Here is a 19,200-nt window from a genome sequence, read left to right as displayed (position 1 = left end):
CTATTTCGAACAGGCGCATCTGGCGCGCTATCTAGGCTTTCTCCTGGTCGAGGGCGACGATCTGGTTGCCCGAGACGGCAAGGTCTACGTGCGCACCATAGCCGGGCTTAAGCGCGCCGATGTGATCCTGCGCCGCGTCGACGCCGATTTCCTGGATCCTCTGGAACTCAATACCGCCTCCAGCCTGGGTACGCCCGGAATGCTTGAAGCGATCCGTGAGGGCGGGGTCGCGGTTATGAACATGCCGGGTTCGGGTGTCATGGAGTCCCGGGCGCTGCTGGCGTTCCTGCCACAACTTTGCCGGCGTTTGCTTGGCGAGGACCTTCGCCTGCCCAATCTGGCGACCTGGTGGTGTGGTCAACCTCATGAGCGGGATATGGTCAGCGCACGGCTGAACGACCTGATCGTGGCGCCGGCCTTCAATGTGCCAAACGCCGCTGGCCAGTTCGCCCGCCAGCGCCTCGTCGCCGATATGACGGAGGAGGATCGCACAAACTTCATGAGCCGTTTCGCTGACCGTCCCGGCGACTATGTGGGGCAGGAGGTCGTGCGCCTGTCGACCATGCCGGTGTTGCGCGACGGAAAGCTCGAACCCGCGCCCTTCGTACTACGGGTCTTCGCCGCAGCGACGCCCGACGGCATCAAGATCCTGCCGGGCGGCCTGTGCCGTGTGTCCGACCGGACCGATGTGCGCGCGATTTCTATGGGCGAGGGTGCGCGAACTGCCGACGTCTGGGTGATCGATGACAAACCAGTGGAGCGGCTGACGCTGATCCCCAGCCGCGAGGACGTCAAGGTTCGGCGGATCCTGGGCCACCTGCCAAGCCGTGCCGCCGACAATCTGTTCTGGCTGGGTCGCTACATCGAGCGCGCGGAGGCCACGCTTCGACTGGTCCGAAGTCTCTGTACCAGCCTCATGGCCTCGGAAGCAGCGGTCCACGCCAGCGGCGACACCTTTGATTCCTTGCGCAAGCTGCTGGTGGAATGGGGCGCGCTGGATGAGAAGGCCATGTCTGGCAGCGTGCTCGACGCCGCCCGCGCCAGCTTGCACGACGGCGCGGCCTGGGGCTCGGTGATCGCCCTGGTCCGCTCCGCCCGGCGTACGGCGTCGGGGATGCGTGAACGCCTTTCCGCAGACTTCTGGGCACTGTTGCTGGAGCTGGATTCCGATCTCGGCGGCGGAGAGGCGCTGACCTCGGTGGCCGAGGCGTTGAAACAGGTCGAGGACGCCTTGCAGCATCTGGCCGGCTTGTCGGGCCTTGCGCAGGAAAACATGAACCGGGTTGCCGGCTGGCGATTCCTCGACATGGGTCGGCGGGTGGAACGCGGTATCAATATCTGTCGTTTCAGCCGGATGCTGGCTCACGACAATGCAACCCTGGACGATCTGGATCTTTTGCTGGACCTGGCCGACAGCCAGATCACCTATCGTGCCCGATATCTGGTGGGCTTGGCCCTGACGCCGGTTCGGGACCTGGTGATGCTGGATCCCTACAACACCCGTTCCCTTTCCTTCCAGTTGGCGACTCTCAAAGAGCACATGGGGGTGCTGCCCACGCTCCAGGACGACGGGATCCTGGAAGAGCCCAGCCGGATACTGCGACCGCTCGCCACCGAGGTCGAGACCGAGGACGCAAAACGCCTGGATGCCGACAAGATGCACCGCTGGGAAAGGGCGCTTATGCGAACCTCAGGCGCGATTGCTGACCGCTACTTCCTACAGGGCGCCACCGCCGTGCCGACCGTCAAGCTGGTGGGTCTGGCGTGATCTACGGCCTGCGCCACCGAACAATCTACGACTACGGCAACTCGGTCAGCTTTGCCCGCTGCGTCCTGCGGCTTACCCCGCGGTCGTCGCCGACCCAGACCGTCCTCGAAAGCTCGGTCCGGGTCACGCCCCGGCCATCCCTGCGCCAGGAGCGCACAGGCCCCTTTGGCGCCGAAATGGTTACGGTCCTGGTCGACCGGCCACACGATACCCTGGTGATCGAAGCCAGATCCCGGATCCGGGTCCATACGCCACCACCGCCAAACGCGACCTCAACGCTACCCTGGGAGACGGTTCGCGCCCGGGCTTTCGAGGATCGACACCTCGCTGCCGATGGCCCGGCAGCCTATCTCTATCCCACCAACCGCACCCCGCTGGTGCCGAGGATTACCGACTACGCACGCGCCAGTCTGACGCCCGAAAGGCCGATCGTAGCGGCGGTTTCCGAACTCATGACCCGGGTCTACAACGACTTTCGCTACGATCCCGGCGCGACCGAAGTCTCCACACCGGTCTGGCAGGCTTTCGACGCGCGACACGGCGTATGTCAGGACTTCGCCCAGATCATGATCTCGGGCCTGCGAGGACTGGGCCTGCCCACGGCCTACGTCAGCGGCTACCTTCGAACTATCCCGCCGGAGGGTCAGCCGAGGCTGGAGGGCGCCGACGCTACGCACGCCTGGATTTCAGTGTGGTGCGGGGCTGAAGCCGGCTGGATCGGCTTCGATCCCACAAACGATATCCTCGCAGCAGACGACCATATCGTTCTGGCGAACGGTCGTGACTATGCCGACGTGGCCCCGATCGATGGCGTGATCCTGGCGGCCGGCGCCCAGACCCTAACCGTCGAAGTCGATGTCGTGCCTGAGGAAGAATCCTGAGATCGACTCAGGAATCGTGCGCCCGCATTGTATGAGCCACGTGGAACCGCCCGGAGTGGGACAGCACGATCCAGTCGCCGCTGTGCGCCACCACCGGACCCTCCGGCGTATGAACCTGCACAGCCGACGCCTCTGCAATGGACCTGGCCTCATCGCCCAACCAACGCCAAAGCACCGCCCAGTTCTTGCGGTCGTGCGCGGGCGGCACGCGGAGCGCGGCGCCGTGATCAAACGGGGGGTGCAGACGGGTGACGGACATGGGCCTCGGGAATCGCTACGCAGTTCACGGGGCAGTTCCGGGGTGTTTCGGTCACCAAGTGCTTAACCGCATTGCTCCAATCGCATACGCTAGCAGTTGATCAGTGCTCGCCTGACGGCTGAAATGGCTTGGCAGTAGCGGGAAAAAGCCTTTAGTCGCAACTCGAACTTGCGGGGTTATGAGGGGGGCTCCGCGCAAGCCGGGAGAACAGTATGGCGGAGGTGTCAGCCAAGACGCCCGATCCGATGGACATTGCGTTGGGCGCCGCTGTGCGGATTCGCCGGCGCACGATCAGCATGTCGCAGGAGGCTCTTGCCGACCAGTGCGGAGTCAGCTTCCAGCAGATACAGAAATACGAAAACGGCGCGAACCGGATTTCGTTTTCGCGGCTGGTGCAGATCGCGCGTGCGCTCCGCTGTCGGGTTACAGACTTGATGGATGTGTTTGACGGCGCTGACATGGAAACAGCAGAAGACCTTAACCTGCTGAACCGCATGCGCACGCCGGGCTCGTTGGATTTGTTGTCCGGCTACGAGAAGCTGGCGCCGGCTGTGCGAGCCTCTATCCTGAACCTGGTTCGCACCCTGCACGCCCAGCAGGAAGCGACGGCGGCCACGATCGAGCCGGTCTCGAAGCAAACGGTCGCAGCCTGATTTCGCTGAATTCAATCTCCCGCCAGCGCCTTGTCGACCAGGGCTCGGGCGTCGGTTCCTGACCAATCCGCTTCACCGGCCACGCGAGCCTTCTCCATGCCGTCCCGACCATAGATCACGGTCGTTGGCGCGCCAGCCGCATTGATCTTGAACGGAAGCTTCATCTCGCGGTCGTGGAAAAACGCCAGCGGCTCATGTCTGGCGATGAACAGCCGCGCCTTGGCGGCGGAGGTTTCGGAATCAATGCTGACCGCGACAACCTCCACGTCCTTGCCAGCGTAGACCGCCTTCAGTTTCGCCAGGGTCGGCATCTCGGCGACACAGGGCGCACACCAGGTGGCCCAGATGTTCATGACCACCACCTTGCCCTTGAAGTCGGCGATCCTTACCGCCTTGCCGGCGGAATCGTAGAAGGTGTAGTCGGGCGCCGGCCGCGGTTCAGCGGGTATCTGCACCTTGGCGATGAACGACTTCTGCAGCGCCGTGGCCGCCGCACCCGGCGTCCCGCGCGGCGCTGTCTTGGTAGATGACTGCGCTATGATGTAGAGAACCCCCGCGACGCCAACGATGGCAACGCCCCAAAGGGCTCCGGTGAGGACACCGCTCCTGGGCTTCACAACCGGCTCAAATCCGGTCGACTTCGGACCTTCGCTCATATGACTGACTCGTCCTCCACCCCGCCCGCTCGCCCCGCTCCGGCGGGACAGGCCATGTGGGGGGGCCGTTTCTCGGGAAAACCCGCCGAACTGATGCAGGCGATCAACGTCTCCATCGGGTTCGACAAGCGACTCGCAGACCAGGATCTCGCCGGGTCGAGCGCGCACGCGGCGATGTTGCGCAAGACGGGTGTGATTTCAAGCGAGGACGAGACCGCGATCCAGGGCGGGCTCAAGACGATCGCTGCAGAAATCGATGCCGGGACCTTTCCTTTCCGGGAGGAGTTTGAAGATATCCACATGAATGTGGAGGCCCGCCTGCGCGAGCTCATCGGCCCGGCGGCGGGACGCCTGCACACGGCGCGGTCCCGCAATGATCAGGTGGCGCTGGATTTCCGGATGTGGGTACGCGAGGCCTGCGACAGGACAGGAAGCCAGATCAGGTCGCTTCAGATCGCACTTCTGGCCAAGGCCGAACTCCACGCCGACGCTGTCATGCCCGGGTTCACGCACCTGCAACCCGCCCAGCCAGTCACCTTCGGACACCACCTGATGGCCTATGTGGAGATGTTCGGCCGCGACGCCTCGCGCTTCGCCGACGCCAGGGTGCGGATGAACGAGAGCCCGCTGGGCGCCGCCGCGCTGGCTGGATCCCCGTTTCCCATTGACCGGGACATGACGGCGACAGCGCTGGGGTTTGCCCGGCCGACGGCCAACTCTCTGGACAGCGTCGCCGACAGGGATTTCGCTCTGGAGGCGCTGGCCGCCGCCACCATCTGCGCTACTCACCTCTCCCGACTGGCGGAGGAAATCGTGATCTGGATGACGCCTCAGTTCGGGTTCATCCGCCTGTCGGACGCTTTCACGACCGGCTCGTCGATCATGCCGCAAAAGAAGAATCCGGACGCCGCCGAACTGGTGCGCGCCAAGGTCGGACGCCTGTTGGGCAGCTTCACCCAGCTCACTGTGGTGATGAAGGGTCTGCCGCTGACCTATTCCAAGGACATGCAGGAGGACAAGGTTCCCACCTTCGAAGCCTTCGACGCTTTGGAACTGAGCCTGGCAGCCATGGCCGGAATGATCGCTGATCTGGAACCTGACCACGATCGGATGGCCGTCGCGGCGGGCGCTGGCTATTCCACCGCAACGGATCTGGCCGACTGGCTGGTGCGAACGCTGAATATGCCCTTCCGCGACGCCCACCATATCACCGGAGCGGCGGTGAAGCGGGCCGAGGCGCTCGGCGTAAGCCTGCCCGACCTGCCGCTGGCCGACCTGCAGACACTGGATGCACGCATCACGCCGGCGGTCTACGATGTGCTGACGCCGGAGGCCTCCGTCGCCAGCCGGACCAGCTATGGCGGCGCAGCGCCTGTACAGGTCCTAGCCCAGATCAAGCGTTGGAAGGATACCCTGGCATGAACCGCATTCTCGCCCTGACGAGCGCACTGGTCGTGGCTACAGGCCTCTCGGCCTGCGGCAAGGTCGGTCAGCTTGAGCGGCCCGGCCCGATGTTCGGCAAGGCCACGGCGACGCCTGCCGACGTAGATGGCGCCCGACCGCAGGACCCCAGTCGCCCGCTGGAAACACTGGATCCCCGGGATCGCTCCGCAGACCCGACCCCTTCGCGCTGATGAATCACTTCGAGGTTCTGGACGGCGAACTCGCATGCGAGGGCGTGCCCCTGCGGGCTATAGCCGAGGCGGTGGGCACCCCGGTATATGTCTATTCGTCCGCCACCCTAGAGCGCCACTATACCGTGCTGCGGGACGCGCTGGTCGCGGAGGGCCTGGGCGATCCGTTGATCGCTTATGCGGTGAAGGCCAACTCGAACCTCGCGGTTCTGCGGACGCTCGGGAACCTGGGCGCGGGGGCCGACACTGTCTCTATCGGCGAGATCAAGCGTGCGCTTGCCGCCGGCATCCCGCCCGAACGCATTGTCTTTTCCGGCGTCGGCAAGAGCGAGAGCGAGCTCAGGTTCGCGCTTGAGGTGGGCGTCGGCGAGATCAACGTCGAGTCCGAACCCGAGATGCATCTGGCGTCAAGAATGGCGCAGGCTATGGGAACACGCGCCACCATCGCCATTCGGGTGAACCCCGATGTCTCGGCTGGCGGGCATGCCAAGATCTCCACCGGCAAGGCAGACAACAAGTTCGGCGTCTCGTTCTCCGAAGCCGAAAGGCTCTATGTGCAGGCTTCCAACAATGCCGGCCTGAACCCGGTTGGCGTTACCTGTCATATCGGTAGCCAGATCACCGATCTGGCTCCTCTGGAAGAAGCCTTCATCAAGATGCGCGATCTGGTCGAGCGCCTCCGTTCCGGCGGCCTTCACGTCGAGCGCCTCGACCTTGGCGGCGGCCTGGGCGTGCCCTATTTCAACATGCCGACGCCCGCCTCCCCTGCTGACTACGCCGCCATGATCGCGCGGACCATGAAGGGGCTGGATATCCAGTTCGCCTTCGAGCCCGGCCGTATGATCGCGGCCAACGCTGGCGTCCTGCTCGCCACCGTTCAGCACATTCACGAGCGCCCGGAGGGTCGTCGGTTCGTAGTGCTGGACGCCGCGATGAACGACCTGATCCGCCCGGCCATGTATGACGCCTACCACGACATCCGCCCCGTGAAGCCGCGCGCCGGCGCGCCAGAGACCTATGATGTTGTGGGTCCTGTCTGCGAGACTGGCGACACCTTCACTCGCGACCGCGACCTGCCCCCACTGGAGGCTGGTGATCTGGTGGCTTTCATGAGCGCCGGCGCCTACGGGGCGGTGATGTCCAGCGAGTACAATTCCCGCCTGCTAGTGCCCGAGGTGCTGGTAAAAGGCGACGCGTTCGCCGTCGTCCGCCCCAGGCCGACCTATGAGCAGATGCTGGAGCGCGAACGCCCGGCACCTTGGCAAGCTGCCCCCAAAACGTGATCTTAACGAAGCCGGGGTCACAATCTGCGTCCTAGAGGGAGCAGAACCGTGACCCAGTCGTCTGGATTGAGAATTCTGCATATCGATGACGTAGAGATCAATCTCCTGGTTCTCGACCAGATGCTCACCATGCTGGGCCACTCGCCGGTCGGCGCTGCGTCCGGCGTCGCCGCGTTCGAGCTGATGGAGAGCTCCCGCTTCGATCTGGTGCTCACTGACTTCCATATGCCCGATGTGACGGGCCTGGACTTCCTGAAGAATGTCAAAGCGTTGCGCGAGCCCGCGCGCTCGACGCCGGTTGTCGTGGTTACGGCCGACGTCATGAGTTTCACCAACGCCACGCTTCGCGAGATGGGATTCGCAGGCGCCCTGGCCAAGCCGATCACGGCCGAAGCAGTCCGTAAGGTAATCGCTGCCATTTCCGACGGAAACGATCAGTTCATCGGCGACGGATTTGCCCGGGCCATGTCGGGGCGGTGATCGGCGGCGCTCGCACCAAGGCGGGGCGACGTCGTTATAAGTCCAGGTGCAGGAACTGATTGAAAGCACTGGTTTCATAGTAGCCAAACGCTTGGCCGTTCACGAAACCGCGCCTTCGATAGAGGGCCAGCGCAGCGTCAAAAGCAGGACCACTACCGGTCTCCAGACTTAGACGCGAATACCCCCGCGACCTCGCAACGGAAATGATCTGCTCAAGCACTGCAGCGCCGACACCTATGCGAAGATGATCCGGGTGGGTCCGCATGGACTTGATCTCGCCGACGCCGTCGCCGAGGTCCTTGAGCGCCCCGATCCCGGCAATAGTCTCGCCGATCCAGGCGCTCCAGACCGTGATCTCCGGAACCTGAAGGCCGGACAGGTCGAGGGCGAACACGTGGTCGGCAGGCGAATTGGCATGCATGCCCGAGAGATGTAGCGCCAACAGATCACGGGTCGGCTGACTGGAGAGATCGTCGACGCAAAGGATGAGGCTAGCCATCAATCCATCGCCCCGACGTAAGGCAGGCCCCGCATGCCACCGGAAACATCCATTCCGTAGCCGACCAGGAACCGGCCAGGAGCTTCCCAGCCAACAAAGTCTGGCTCCCGCGCGCGCGGGGTCGGCCACGGCTTGCGGGCAAAGACTGCGGTGAGCACCTCTCGAGCTCCCGAATCCCGGACCAGGCGTGCTGCTTCCGACAGCGACAGCCCGGTGTCGAACACGTCGTCCACCACCAGCGCCTTGCGCCCGGCAATGGGCCTCTGCAAATCGGCCCGAACCTCGCAGCGCCCACTGGAGTGGCGTCCGTCCTTATAAGACGCCAGCCAGAGCGCGTCGAAGGCCACCATGCGACCTCGCCGCGCCAGCGCCCGGGTCAAGTCCGCTGCGAACCAGATCCCGCCGGTGAGCAGGCAAACCACCACCGTCTCATCGTCAATGCGCGGTGCGATCTGGTCGGCCAGAGCCTCGACACGCGCGGCCACCTCGGCCTCGGAAATCAGGACGACGGGTTCAGTGAGGCTCATGGGGGGTCAGGGCGTCCGGTGAATTGGCAGGAATGGGTTTGGCTTCGACGGCTGCGGGCGTCGGCTGAGCGGCGGGATCGGCGTGGTGTTCGGCGCCTACGCGTTCCGGCGCCGGGTCAAACGTAATCTCAAGCTCGTGCGAACCTTTCGGAGGGTTCGGGAACGAAACCGCAAAGTAGCGCCGGGCGCCAGCCGGCACGCGGGCGTTGAGCGGCCGCGCCAACATGCCGGCGACAATGACGCCATCCGTGCCCAGCAGGCCGATACGGATCGGGGGCGTGGCGACATCGCCTGTGCTTCGGTTATGGATGACCCCGGTGATCTCCAGAACGGCTCGCCCGCCCTGCATCACGGCTTTGGAGGTCACATCCTCTATCGACAGACCCAGGGTATCGACATCCAGTCCCACCGCCTCGAACATCGGGGCGACGACCGGAACCGCCTCCACCAGGGCCTGACGCATCACGACGATGGCGCCCAGCCCCGCGACAAGTCCCACAGCGCCCACCAGGCCGGCAATCAGGGCCACCGGCGGTTTTCGGTCCGGTTTGGCTTGGGTTTTGGCTTGGACCGCGGCGGGCGGGCCGATGATCTCCAGATCGTCCGTCATTGCAGGTCTGGCGGTGCGGACCTCGTCCGCCTCTGCAGCCGGAGCTGGCAGGGGTGAGGGGGAGCCGAGCTCAGGTTGCGGCGCGCCTTCGGGCATGGCCCTCCAGCGGTTGCCGCAGCTCGAACACTTCACCGATCGTCCCTGCGGCGGGACGCGGTCGTCGTCCACAAAATAGCTGGTGGCGCAGTCGGGACAGGTCAGTATCATGATAAGCGAATCGGACGCTCCAGCACCCTCACTCCGAGGTCGCCGATTTCGGCCCCCATGTCCAGAAACGCCCAAGCCGCCGCCGGGGATTCATTGGCTGACGAAATTCTCCGCTTCTCCGATGTCTCCATGCGCTATGGCCGTGGTCCTGAGGTTCTGAGCGACGTCTCACTCAGTCTGCCGCGGGGATCCTTCCATTTCATCACCGGCGTCTCAGGCGTAGGAAAGAGCTCGCTGCTGAAGCTGATCTATCTGGCCGCGCGTCCTTCAGCCGGGACATTCCGATTATTTGGTGACGACGTGACCACCATGACTGCCCGAGACCTGCCCCTGGCGCGCCGCAAGATCGGCGTCGTGTTCCAGGACCTGCTGCTGCTGGACCATCTGTCTGCTTTCGACAATACCGCCCTGCCCTTGCGCATTGCCGGCCACAAGGCGGCCGACTACAGGAGTGATGTGGCGGAACTCCTGACCTGGGTGGGGTTGGGCAGCCGGATGAATGCCCTGCCGCCAACCCTCGCGGGGGGCGAGAAGCAACGCCTGGCGATCGCGCGCGCCGTGGTGAACCGGCCGGAAATCCTGCTCGCTGACGAGCCCACCGGCAATGTGGACCATGAGATGGCGCTCAGGATCTACCGGTTGTTCGTAGAGATGAACCGACTGGGTACTACGGTGATCATCGCAACCCACGATCAGGATCTGGTCGCAAGGTCAGGCCGGCCCGTACTTCACCTTGAGAAGGGCCGGCTGAAGCCTTTGCCTCCGCAGGGGCCCATGACATGAGCGAGGCGTTCGACGCTGCCCGCTGGCGACCCGCTGCATTCCTGCCGGAACAGGACGCACGCGACCCGGCTTTGATTTTTGTGATTGCCGTCTTGTGTTTTCTGGCTTGCCTTACAGCACTCGGCGCGCTTGCCGGAGACCGCGGCGCGCGAGGCTGGACGGGACAACTGGTCGGAGAGGCGACGGTGATTGTGCGCGCCCGGGGCGGCGAGACCCCAGACGCGGCCGCGGCGCGGGCTGCTGAAGCCCTGGCCGGGTTGCCTGGCGTCACCGAGGTGCGCGCCCTGGAAAAGGAGAAAGCCTACGACCTGATCCGACCCTGGATCGGTGATGTGGCCGACCTGGATGACCTGCCGGTGCCGCGCCTCGTGGCGGTGACCCTTGATCGCAAAACCCCGGCGACTGCAGCGTCGCTGGATCAGGCGCTGAAGCGCCAGAAGCTGGACGCAGTGGTCGACGACCACTCCATCTGGATCAAGGACATCCGACGCGCCGCTGGCGTTGTGCGCAGCACAGCCATCGCGATCTTTGTGCTCATCGCCGCCGCTGCGGCGGCCGTCGTCGCCTTCGCCACCCGGGCCGGCCTGGCGGCGCGGCGGGACGTTGTTGAGGTCTTGCACCTTACCGGCGCCGAAGACAGCCAGATCGCCAGTCTGTTCGAGCTGCGCTTCGCCCGGATCGCGGCTGTATCCGGGGCTATCGGCGCGGCCTCTGCAGGTGCACTTGGCGGGGTTTTACGAATGATGGGTGGCGGCGAGGGGCTGACACCGGCTCTGCCCATCGCCTGGATCGACCTGTTGGCCGTACTCCCCTGCCCCGTGCTTGCCGCGCTCGTCGCCGCCATTGCCGCGCGCCTGACGGCGCGGAGCCTGATAAAAGACCTCTGATGAAGTCTATCGCCGCGTTTCTGGTCCTGGCGCTGATCTGGTTCTCCGGCCTGCTGGCGTTCGCAGGAAGGGTGCAGGAGTCGACGCCCAATCCGGCGCCGGCCAACGCCCAGGGCATCGTGGTCCTGACCGGCGCCAACTCCAACGAACGTCTGGCCGCCGCGATGGGTTTGCTGGAAGATGGCTATGGGCGGCGGGTGCTGGTGTCCGGCGTCGACCCGATCGCCAGCCGGGCCGACATCCGTCGGGTCTCGCGGGCTGTGCGCAGGCTCTATGACTGCTGTGTCGATCTGGGCTTCACGGCGGCAGACACCGTGGGCAACGTACGCGAGACCGCCGCCTGGGCGGGCACCATGAGATACCGCAAACTGATCATCGTCACTGCCGACTACCACCTGCCCCGGGCGATGCTGGAACTGAACGCCGTGCTGCGGGGCACCGGTGTGACAGCGCAGACCTATGCTGTCGCCACGCCATCGCTCAAGGCCCGCGACTGGTGGCGCAATCCTGCCGCAGTGCGATTGATGGCGATAGAGTATTGCAAGTATCTGGCGATACTCTCCCGTGAGGCTGTACTCGGCCTCGGGCGCCGGGATACACCCGCCGCCCAACAGAAAGCCGCTTTGTGACTGCGATCCGATCCCTGCTCTATGTGGTGCTGTTCTACCTGTGGACCGCCGTCGTGGCGATCCTGGCCACGCCACTGCTGCTTGGGCCCACCAACGGGGTGTTCAAGATGTTTCACATGTGGGGTCGGGGCGTCGTCTTGCTGCTGGGGATCTGCGGCATCCAGGTCGAGGTGCGCGGCCGTCAGCATATTCCCACCGGCGCGGCGCTTGTGGCGCCCAAGCACCAATGCATGCTGGACATCTTCGCCCAGTTCACCTGGCTGCCGCAGTCGGTGTTCGTGATGAAGAAGGAACTGGCCTGGATTCCCTGGTTCGCCTGGTATGCGAAGAAGGCTGGCGCAATCGTCATTGACCGCGAGGGACAGGCGAAGACAATCCGCCAGATAATTCGCGAAGGCACGGAACTGTTCAAGCTGGGACGACAGGTGGTGATCTATCCGGAAGGGACCCGAACGGCGCCGGGAGCCCCGCCCGATTACAAGCCGGGAATCGCTGCACTCTACCGCGAACTGAACGTGCCGGTCTATCCGGTGGCCACCAACGCTGGTGTCCACTGGCCGGCCCATGGGTTCATCCGCAAGCCTGGCCTGATCGTGTTCGAGTATCTGGAGCCTATCCCGCCGGGCCTGAAGCGCGCCGAATTCATGCGCATCCTGGAAGAACGGATCGAGGCGAAATCGACGGAGTTGCTGGCGTTATAGGCGCTCAACCATTCCCAATAGCCGCTCCATGGCGGCATCGCGAACCCCCATTTCCCGCAAGTGTTCCACGAGGTCGCGCAGATAGTCGACGTTCCGTCCCGACAGGCCTGTCGCGCCGGCAATGAGCTCCGCCTGCCGGTCGAGTCCAAGGACCCCGGCCCATTGCGGATGGCCGATATCGGAGAGAAACGTCAGCGCATCAACCTGGCGGCCATCCTCGAGGCGAACCTGACGGCGCGCCTCAATGTAGGTCTCGGTTGGCTGCTCGCGCTCCATCAGATAGGCATAGGTCTCGGCCCAATCCGCTTCGGATACCCGATAGGCGGCTCCGCGCGTCGCGCCGCCCTGCGCCAGACCCAGCACCAGCCCCGGCCGCTCATGGGTGCCCCGGTGATGCACAGAATAGATGCAGAAAGCGCGGCGGCGTCCGTGTAGGGTGGCGGCTCGTCGTTCGGCAAACGGGAACCCTGGTCGCCACATCAGGGACCCATAGCCGAAGACCCACCGTTCCGAAGCCATTCCAGACCCGCTCGCCATCACATCATGTCTCTGCCCGATCCAACGCCGCCTCGCAAACTCAGCCGCCTCGGTCTCTACGGTCCGATCGTCGCCCTGGTCCTGCTTGTTGTGGGATTCAGCGCAGCCTGGTTCTGGGCGCGCGGCGAGGCCGAAACACGGATGGATGCCGGCGTCGCGCAGCTGAAGCGCGCCGGGTACGAGATCAGCTGGAAGGACCGCAAGATCAGCGGCTATCCCTTCCGGGTCAACATTAACCTGACTGAAGCCAACGCCAGGCACAGCTCGGGTTGGGCTCTGGAGGCTCCTTTGGTGAAGGGGCAGGCCTTCATGCATGCGCCCACCAGCTGGGTAATCGCGGCGCCAGAGGGTCTCACTTTCGTTCGACCTTCCGCCGGTCCGGTGCGCGTCACGGGCAAGCTGATTCGCGCCAGCCTCACCCGATTGACCGCCACCCCGCCCAACCTGTCGTTTGAGGGCGTCAATCTTGTGTTCCAGCCGACAGCCGGGGCCCAGCCCTTCGCGCTGTCTTCAGCGGAGCGGGTCGAGTTCCATCTGCGTCGTGCGCCCAGCGAGGTCGGCGCCGAGGCCGGCGTATGGCTGATGGTCAAGAACGGCAAGGCGCAGCTTTCGGGCCTGTTGGGTCGGGTGGCGGGTGAGAAACCTGTCTCTATCGAGTGGGACGGCAGGATCTCGGCCATCGACGCCTTCCGGGGCGCGGACTGGCCCGACGCTGTGCGGAACTGGACAACGGCAGGGGGCCGGATGAGCGTCAAGCGTGGAGGCCTGACGGCGGGCGATGCGCTGGTCGGGGTGAATTCTGGCAACCTTGGGGTTGGCTCGGACGGTCGACTGACCGGGGTGCTGGACGTATCGCTGCGACAGGCGCCGCGGGCGCTGGGCGTCATGGGCGCATCAGGCGCCTTGCCGCTCGACCGGGCCGTGGCCGCAACGGCCGTCGCGGAGGCCCGCACCAGTGGCGACCTGGCCCGGGCAACCCTCAACTTCGAGGCCGGCCAGACCACGCTAGGGCCGGTTGCACTGGCGCCGTCGCCAAAGGTGTACGATCGCCGCTAGCTGAGCCATGATGGGTCATGGCATCGCTCTATAACCGCTTCGTCCTGCCCGGCCTTCTCAAGTGCGCCTGCTCCTCGCCGGGGATCATGAAGCAGCGCGCCAAGGTCGTGCCTCTGGCTTCCGGTCGGGTGCTGGAGCTTGGGATCGGCATGGGGATTAACCTGGCGCTCTACGATGGCGACAAGGTCGAGAGCGTCACAGGGGTGGATCCGGCGCCAGAACTGCGGGCCATCGCCGAATCCGCGCCACGTGACCCCAGGCTGACGGTGAGGGTTGAGGACGGAACGGCCGAGGCATTGCCCTTCGAAGCAGCGAGCTTCGACTGTGTGGTCTGCACCTTCACCCTCTGTTCCGTACAGGCGCCGGCAGCGGCGCTGGCGGAGGCGCGGCGGGTGCTGAAGCCTGGCGGGCGGTTCCTCTACTGCGAGCATGGACTGGTGCCCGACGCCGGGGTGGCCAGGTGGCAGCGACGGATCGAGCCGCTGTGGAAGCGCATCGCCGGAGGGTGCCATCTGACTCGACCGGTCCATGCGGCCATAGAGGCAGGTGGCCTCAAGATCAGCTCGCAGGACAGCCTCTATATCCCCGGCGCCCCCCGGATTGCGGGATGGAGCGAGTGGGGCGAGGCCGCCCTTCTTTAGTTGATTTCTATACTTGAAACTTTTGACAACTAGCGGGTCCGAAGGTGGTTGTGCATCAGGCGTGCACGACCGGGAGCGCGAAGGCCCGGAAGCGGCTGGGCAGCCGCATGGCGGCCCGGGTGGCGTCCCGAACCGTCACGAAGTGCTGGGCCAGATCGGAGATCTCGGTCCAGGCGACGCGGGCGTCGCTCTCGGCCAGGTACTCGAGGTGGTCCGCATTGGTGCGGGCCACAACAACGGAAGACGCCATCAGCTCTCTCCATCGAACGGTGTTCCGTTCTGGACCACCTGGCCTGGTCCCTCCCAAGGTTCGTGCCAAAGCCCGAATCGTCGTGAAAGCTTCACCTTACGGGACCGGTAGAATCGCCATGCCGCAGGGGAGCTATCTGGTGGAGTTCGCGGGCGACGCCTGGTGGATCGACCTCAAGGGCAAGCGGTTCGGTCCCTATTCGAGTCTGGACACCGTAGTGGCCGCCGCGTCGCGGGCCGCGCACAAGGCGGAGGCGCAGGGCTACGAGGCCATGGTCAACGTCCGATCACCTTAAGTCGAGGCGGCCTAGACTTTATCCGGGGAAAACTCGCGCGAGCCGGCCGATGGTAGCTGGAGGCGGACTTGAACCGCCGACCTGTGGGTTATGAATCCACCGCTCTAACCAGCTGAGCTACCCAGCCATGGGTCGGCTCGCGCGAGGCGGGGTTTATAGGGGCGAAGCGATCCGGCTTCAAGCGCTTGGGAAACTCGGGTTCTGAGGCTAGGTTTATTCCTGCAATGAGCGTCCTGCACCTCTTGGGAACGGCCGGCGAAGGCGGGGCGGAGACCTACTTCGTCGACCTCGTGAAGGCTTTGGCACGCGCAGGCGTTGCCGAGGCTTGCGCCATCCGCGCCAACACGACCCGCGAAGCGCGGCTGGCCCGGGCCGGCGTGCCTTTCAAGGTCGCCCGGTTCGGCGGGCCCATCGACATCCTGACCCGGCCGGCCATCGCGAGATTCGCGACCCTCAACGACACGAAGGTCGCCGTCGCCTGGATGAACCGGGCCGCCCGCCATACCCCGCGCGGACCCTGGGCTCGGATCGGCCGGCTGGGCGGCTACTACAACCTCAAATACTATCAGGGCTTTGATCACCTGGTCGCCAACACCGAGGACATCGCCGACTGGATCGTGGCGCAGGGCTGGCCTGCCGGAAAGGTCTCCTGCATCCCCAACTTCGCCGCGGCGCCACCCGCCCTGGCGCCTGTGGACCGCGCCAGCCTGGCCACCCCCGCCGACGCGCCGCTGTTGCTGGCGATGGGCCGTCTGCACGAGAACAAGGCCCACGACATAAGCCTGCAGGCGCTGGTCGACATCCCCGACGCCTGGCTGTGGATCGCCGGCGCCGGGCCGCTGGAGGGCAAGCTGCGTGGGCTGGCCGAGGCGCTGGGCGTGGCCGAGCGCGTCCGCTTCCTGGGCTGGCGAACCGACGCATCAGCGCTCTACCGCTCCGCTGACGTCTGCGTCTTTCCGTCCCGCTATGAGCCACTGGGCAATGTGGTGATCCAGGCCTGGGCCCACGGTCTACCGGTGGTCGCCGCGGCCAGCCAGGGCCCGGCCGCCCTGATCCACACCGGAGAAGACGGCCTGCTGGTTCCTGTGGATGACGCACCTGCCCTTGCCGATGGAGTGCGGCGCCTGCTGGCCGACCCGGCGCTGCGTGACCGGCTCGCCGAAGCCGGCGCACGCCGGGTCGAGGCGGAGTTCTCCGAGACCGCTGTCGTCGGCCAATGGAAGACGCTGCTGGCCGATTTCGGCGCCGCCTGATGTGCGCCATCGCCGGGCAGTTGGGGGGCGGAGGCTCAGCCGTCAGGCCGATGATCGAGGCCATGACCCATCGGGGGCCCGATGGTGTGCGGCTGGAGACCCTCGCCGGCGCGACCCTGGCCCATGCCCGGCTGTCGATCATCGACCTGGAGGGCGGCTGGCAGCCCCTGCACGCCGCGGACGCCACGGTGGTCGGGAACGGCGAGATCTACAACTATGTGGAGCTGGCCCGCGACCATGGCCTGACCGACCAGCTAGCCACCGGTTCCGATTTCGAACCCCTGCTGCACCTCTACGCTCGAGAGGGCGCGCAGGCATTCCAGCGGTTGCGCGGGATGTACGCCCTCTGCCTGGTGGGCGCCGATGGCCGCGCCTGGCTGGCGCGCGACCCGTTCGGGATCAAGCCGCTCTACATCCTGGAGCATGACACGGGCCTGGCCTTCGCCTCCGAGCCCCGCGCCTTCTTCGCCGCCGGACTGCTGACCCCGCTGCTGGACGACACCGCCGCCCGCGAACTGCTCGAGCTCAACTATGTGCTGGGCGACCACACCCCGTTCCAGGGCCTGCGCCGCGTGGCCCCCGGCGAGGTGTTGGAGGTCCGCGACGGGCGGATTGTCAGCGGGCACAGGCGCAGTCCTCTTGCCTTCCCCGTTTACGGGGAAGGGGGACCGCCCGCCAAAGAGCGGGGGGTGGAAGGGGCGGGTTCGAGCGCGGAGCCCCGTCTCGCCCCCTCCACCACGCCCTCTGCGGGGCGCGGTCCCCCTCCCCCACTACGCAGGGGAGGCAGGGATTTGCTGGACCGGCTCGATGCGGTGCTGGAGGACAGCGTGCGGGTGCATCAACGCTCGGACGTGCCCTATGGCCTGTTCCTGTCAGGCGGGATCGACAGCGCCGCCATCGCCACAGTGATGGCGCGGCTCAACACCCGGCCCGTCACCGCCTTTACCTGCGGGTTCGACGCCCCGGGCGCGCGGGACGAGCGCGCCCAGGCCGAGCGGGTAGCCCGGGCGCTGGACCTCGACTGGCGGGAGACGACCTTTGATGAGGCTGACTTCTGGCGGGTGTTGCCTGAGGTCGCCTGGGCGCTGGATGATCCCACGGCGGATTACGCCATCCTGCCCACCTTCAAGCTGGCGGAGGCCGCGAAGGATACCCTGACCGTCGTCCTCACCGGCGAGGGCGGCGACGAGCTGTTCGGCGGCTATGGCCGCTATCGGCGCGCCCTGCGCCCGGCCTGGCTGGGCGGACGACCCGCCGAGCCTCGCGGGACGAGCCCGCAGGTGCTGGCCGCCTGGCGCGACGCGGCCCGGGCGTCACGTGGGGCCACGCCCCTGCAGGCCGCCCAATGGGCCGACATCGCCACCTGGCTGCCCCATGACCTGCTGTTGAAGCTGGACCGCTGCCTGATGGCCCACGGGCTGGAGGGCCGTACCCCGTTTCTGGACCCCGAGGTGGCCGCCTTCGCCTGGCCCCTGCCCGACCGGTTCAAGGTGCGCGGCGGTTACGGCAAGTGGCTGCTGCGCAAGTGGCTGGAACGCGTCTGCCCGGCCGCTGACCCCTGGGCGAAGAAGCAGGGTTTCACCGTGCCGGTGGACGCCTGGATCGCCCCGCGCTCCGCCGACATCGCCGGGAACCTCGGCAAGGTCGAGGCCGTTCGGCGTCTGTTGGGAGATGAGGCAAGGCCAAGGATGCTGACACCCGGGGCGGGGCGCTGGCCGTTGTTGTTCTTCGCAGTGTGGGCGTTGATCCACCTGGAGGGCGCGGAACCGGCGGAGGCGATGGGGGTGGTTTGTCCGGGTTGAAGCCGGGATTCGTGCATACTGAGGCAAACCCGCGCGACGCTCATCCCGGCGAACGTCGGGGCCCAGAGGAATATGTCTCGCCAAGATGAGCGGGTTGGGTTTTGCGACAGGTGCGAACGTGCGCGCATCAGCTTCGCGCTTTTCCCACGCTCCGCTCGCCCGCTGCGCGCTGCCTGCACCTGGAAATCTCATCGGGCAGAGGGGCTTTCGCTCAGGCGTCGTTTATCAGACACTTGCCCATTCGGAACAAAACGCGTACATCTGAGCGATGAGCTCAACCTTGTTTGTCGTCGAGATACGAAGCTGGGACTGGCCGCTGCATGTTGGGGTAAGGCCGCGCTCCGATAGCGTGGAACGCAGCCTCGAGGACGATCTGCTCTGTGTAGAAACCATAGCGATCGACGGCGTCGTCCTGGAGCCGGACGAGCACCGATCCAAGATCATGGATCTTCGGCTGTACCCATTGCCGCGCGAGGTCATTTTCGGAGATCGCGAGGAGCGGGACGTCGGAAGCCTGTACAAGGACCCCGAGGAACGCAAAGATTTGGGCTTCTGTGCGAACCTGTTCCTGCCTGCGGACACTTTGCAGAGCGCAATCTTCTGCCTCGGCTCGATTTGGCGGCGGATCCATATGTGGGTCGATGACGGCGTCGAACCCCTCTCCGTTAGCCATTTCGGGTTCACGGCAGATGTTCATGTCATTTCCTCAGACCCGATAGACGAGGCCTAACCACACGATCCATTCGCAAGCATGGCGACAGCCAACGCCTTCCGAAGGGATGGGCTCAGCGGCGACGACCACCTCTGGTTTCGAGACGAGGGAAGCCGATAGTGCCACCGGGCCTCCGGCAGTAGGCATATCGCTCGGTTGCAGTTCCACGACAGATTGCGACGTCGCCGGGAGACGGC

24 protein-coding genes and 1 tRNA gene are annotated in these 19,200 nt (G+C 65.5%); 17 read left to right on the top strand and 8 right to left on the bottom strand.

What is annotated here, in order from left to right; genetic code table 11:
* A partial coding sequence (locus tag ACIQ3B_RS14675; RefSeq protein ID WP_397403831.1) for a circularly permuted type 2 ATP-grasp protein occupies window positions 1–1,768 on the top strand: 1,768 nt, incomplete at its 5' end.
* Window positions 1,765–2,649, top strand: coding sequence for a transglutaminase N-terminal domain-containing protein (locus ACIQ3B_RS14670; protein WP_397403829.1), 885 nt, complete (start codon window positions 1,765–1,767; stop codon window positions 2,647–2,649). The genes ACIQ3B_RS14675 and ACIQ3B_RS14670, both read left to right, overlap by 4 nt.
* Window positions 2,650–2,656: 7 nt before the next feature.
* On the opposite strand, the gene ACIQ3B_RS14665 is transcribed toward ACIQ3B_RS14670, so the two are convergent.
* Window positions 2,657–2,908, bottom strand: a complete 252-nt coding sequence (locus ACIQ3B_RS14665; protein ID WP_397403828.1) for a hypothetical protein — start codon at window positions 2,906–2,908, stop codon at window positions 2,657–2,659.
* 212 nt (window positions 2,909–3,120) lie between these two features.
* Here ACIQ3B_RS14665 and ACIQ3B_RS14660 point away from each other — a divergent pair, with 212 nt between their 5' ends.
* Window positions 3,121–3,561, top strand: a complete 441-nt coding sequence (locus tag ACIQ3B_RS14660) for a helix-turn-helix domain-containing protein (protein ID WP_397403826.1) — start codon at window positions 3,121–3,123, stop codon at window positions 3,559–3,561.
* Between the two features lie 11 nt (window positions 3,562–3,572).
* On the opposite strand, the gene ACIQ3B_RS14655 is transcribed toward ACIQ3B_RS14660, so the two are convergent.
* Window positions 3,573–4,217, bottom strand: coding sequence for a TlpA family protein disulfide reductase (locus tag ACIQ3B_RS14655; RefSeq protein ID WP_397403825.1), 645 nt, complete (start codon window positions 4,215–4,217; stop codon window positions 3,573–3,575).
* Between ACIQ3B_RS14655 and argH the strand changes: the two genes are divergently transcribed.
* The 4 genes from argH to ACIQ3B_RS14635 are packed head-to-tail and all read left to right on the top strand — an operon-like array spanning window position 4,218 to window position 7,614.
* Window positions 4,218–5,639, top strand: a complete 1,422-nt coding sequence (gene argH, locus ACIQ3B_RS14650; protein WP_397403823.1) for an argininosuccinate lyase — start codon at window positions 4,218–4,220, stop codon at window positions 5,637–5,639. It abuts the gene before it with no gap.
* Window positions 5,636–5,851, top strand: coding sequence for a hypothetical protein (locus ACIQ3B_RS14645; RefSeq protein ID WP_397403821.1), 216 nt, complete (start codon window positions 5,636–5,638; stop codon window positions 5,849–5,851). The genes argH and ACIQ3B_RS14645 overlap by 4 nt, the downstream gene beginning before the upstream one ends.
* The gene (gene lysA, locus ACIQ3B_RS14640) at window positions 5,851–7,134 is read left to right on the top strand and encodes a diaminopimelate decarboxylase (RefSeq protein ID WP_397403819.1); all 1,284 of its coding nucleotides are present in this window, start codon (window positions 5,851–5,853) and stop codon (window positions 7,132–7,134) included. Before ACIQ3B_RS14645 ends, lysA begins: the two co-directional genes overlap by 1 nt.
* A 48-nt stretch (window positions 7,135–7,182) precedes the next feature.
* On the top strand, window positions 7,183–7,614 hold the full coding sequence (locus ACIQ3B_RS14635; RefSeq protein WP_397403817.1) for a response regulator: 432 nt from the start codon (window positions 7,183–7,185) through the stop codon (window positions 7,612–7,614).
* Between the two features lie 34 nt (window positions 7,615–7,648).
* Here ACIQ3B_RS14635 and ACIQ3B_RS14630 read toward each other — a convergent pair whose 3' ends face one another.
* Genes ACIQ3B_RS14630 through ACIQ3B_RS14620 form a run of 3 tightly spaced genes read right to left on the bottom strand, consistent with a single transcriptional unit; the run spans window position 7,649 to window position 9,457 of the window.
* Window positions 7,649–8,113, bottom strand: a complete 465-nt coding sequence (locus ACIQ3B_RS14630) for a GNAT family N-acetyltransferase (protein WP_397403815.1) — start codon at window positions 8,111–8,113, stop codon at window positions 7,649–7,651.
* Window positions 8,113–8,640 carry a phosphoribosyltransferase gene (locus tag ACIQ3B_RS14625; RefSeq protein WP_397403813.1) on the bottom strand — a complete coding sequence of 176 codons (528 nt, stop codon included), beginning with the start codon at window positions 8,638–8,640 and terminating at the stop codon, window positions 8,113–8,115. The genes ACIQ3B_RS14630 and ACIQ3B_RS14625 overlap by 1 nt, the downstream gene beginning before the upstream one ends.
* Window positions 8,627–9,457 (bottom strand): MJ0042-type zinc finger domain-containing protein, encoded by an 831-nt coding sequence (locus ACIQ3B_RS14620; protein WP_397403811.1) that lies wholly within the window; start codon window positions 9,455–9,457, stop codon window positions 8,627–8,629. The genes ACIQ3B_RS14625 and ACIQ3B_RS14620 overlap by 14 nt, the downstream gene beginning before the upstream one ends.
* 57 nt (window positions 9,458–9,514) lie before the next feature.
* Between ACIQ3B_RS14620 and ACIQ3B_RS14615 the strand changes: the two genes are divergently transcribed.
* The 4 genes from ACIQ3B_RS14615 to ACIQ3B_RS14600 are packed head-to-tail and all read left to right on the top strand — an operon-like array spanning window position 9,515 to window position 12,457.
* Window positions 9,515–10,240 (top strand): cell division ATP-binding protein FtsE, encoded by a 726-nt coding sequence (locus ACIQ3B_RS14615; RefSeq protein WP_397403809.1) that lies wholly within the window; start codon window positions 9,515–9,517, stop codon window positions 10,238–10,240.
* A complete protein-coding gene (locus ACIQ3B_RS14610) occupies window positions 10,237–11,127 on the top strand; it encodes a cell division protein FtsX (RefSeq protein WP_397403807.1) in 891 nt (296 codons plus the stop codon). Before ACIQ3B_RS14615 ends, ACIQ3B_RS14610 begins: the two co-directional genes overlap by 4 nt.
* A complete protein-coding gene (locus ACIQ3B_RS14605; protein ID WP_397403806.1) occupies window positions 11,127–11,756 on the top strand; it encodes a YdcF family protein in 630 nt (209 codons plus the stop codon). The genes ACIQ3B_RS14610 and ACIQ3B_RS14605 overlap by 1 nt, the downstream gene beginning before the upstream one ends.
* Window positions 11,753–12,457 carry a lysophospholipid acyltransferase family protein gene (locus ACIQ3B_RS14600; protein WP_397403804.1) on the top strand — a complete coding sequence of 235 codons (705 nt, stop codon included), beginning with the start codon at window positions 11,753–11,755 and terminating at the stop codon, window positions 12,455–12,457. The genes ACIQ3B_RS14605 and ACIQ3B_RS14600 overlap by 4 nt, the downstream gene beginning before the upstream one ends.
* Here ACIQ3B_RS14600 and ACIQ3B_RS14595 read toward each other — a convergent pair.
* Entirely contained in the window at window positions 12,452–12,976 is a 525-nt protein-coding gene (locus ACIQ3B_RS14595; protein WP_397403802.1) for a gamma-glutamylcyclotransferase, read from the bottom strand. The two genes, ACIQ3B_RS14600 and ACIQ3B_RS14595, sit on opposite strands and share 6 nt — an antisense overlap.
* A 24-nt stretch (window positions 12,977–13,000) precedes the next feature.
* Here ACIQ3B_RS14595 and ACIQ3B_RS14590 point away from each other — a divergent pair, with 24 nt between their 5' ends.
* Both ACIQ3B_RS14590 and ACIQ3B_RS14585 read left to right on the top strand, forming a co-directional pair.
* Entirely contained in the window at window positions 13,001–14,050 is a 1,050-nt protein-coding gene (locus ACIQ3B_RS14590; RefSeq protein ID WP_397403800.1) for a DUF2125 domain-containing protein, read from the top strand.
* 17 nt (window positions 14,051–14,067) lie between these two features.
* Entirely contained in the window at window positions 14,068–14,691 is a 624-nt protein-coding gene (locus ACIQ3B_RS14585; RefSeq protein WP_397403798.1) for a class I SAM-dependent methyltransferase, read from the top strand.
* A gap of 55 nt (window positions 14,692–14,746) precedes the next feature.
* Here the strand turns inward: ACIQ3B_RS14585 and ACIQ3B_RS14580 are convergent, their stop codons facing one another.
* Window positions 14,747–14,941, bottom strand: a complete 195-nt coding sequence (locus ACIQ3B_RS14580; protein ID WP_397403797.1) for a hypothetical protein — start codon at window positions 14,939–14,941, stop codon at window positions 14,747–14,749.
* A 118-nt stretch (window positions 14,942–15,059) separates the two neighbouring features.
* On the opposite strand from ACIQ3B_RS14580, the gene ACIQ3B_RS14575 reads away from it, so the two are divergent.
* Window positions 15,060–15,236 carry a hypothetical protein gene (locus tag ACIQ3B_RS14575; protein ID WP_397403795.1) on the top strand — a complete coding sequence of 59 codons (177 nt, stop codon included), beginning with the start codon at window positions 15,060–15,062 and terminating at the stop codon, window positions 15,234–15,236.
* A gap of 50 nt (window positions 15,237–15,286) precedes the next feature.
* On the opposite strand, the gene ACIQ3B_RS14570 is transcribed toward ACIQ3B_RS14575, so the two are convergent.
* Window positions 15,287–15,363, bottom strand: a tRNA-Met gene (locus tag ACIQ3B_RS14570).
* A gap of 97 nt (window positions 15,364–15,460) precedes the next feature.
* Between ACIQ3B_RS14570 and ACIQ3B_RS14565 the strand changes: the two genes are divergently transcribed.
* The 3 genes from ACIQ3B_RS14565 (at window position 15,461) to ACIQ3B_RS14555 (ending at window position 19,021) form a co-directional block, all read left to right on the top strand.
* On the top strand, window positions 15,461–16,489 hold the full coding sequence (locus ACIQ3B_RS14565; protein ID WP_397403793.1) for a glycosyltransferase: 1,029 nt from the start codon (window positions 15,461–15,463) through the stop codon (window positions 16,487–16,489).
* Window positions 16,489–18,291 carry an asparagine synthetase B family protein gene (locus ACIQ3B_RS14560; protein ID WP_397403791.1) on the top strand — a complete coding sequence of 601 codons (1,803 nt, stop codon included), beginning with the start codon at window positions 16,489–16,491 and terminating at the stop codon, window positions 18,289–18,291. The genes ACIQ3B_RS14565 and ACIQ3B_RS14560 overlap by 1 nt, the downstream gene beginning before the upstream one ends.
* Before the next feature lie 280 nt (window positions 18,292–18,571).
* Complete coding sequence (locus tag ACIQ3B_RS14555) at window positions 18,572–19,021, top strand: hypothetical protein (RefSeq protein ID WP_397403789.1); 450 nt, start codon at window positions 18,572–18,574, stop codon at window positions 19,019–19,021.
* Window positions 19,022–19,200 lie beyond the last annotated feature (179 nt).

The sequence above is a fragment of the Phenylobacterium sp. genome (assembly GCF_044358365.1).
GTDB lineage: Bacteria > Pseudomonadota > Alphaproteobacteria > Caulobacterales > Caulobacteraceae > Phenylobacterium.
The sequence above is the reverse complement of the archived record's forward strand: the minus strand, read 5'-3'. Positions and strand labels throughout refer to the sequence as shown.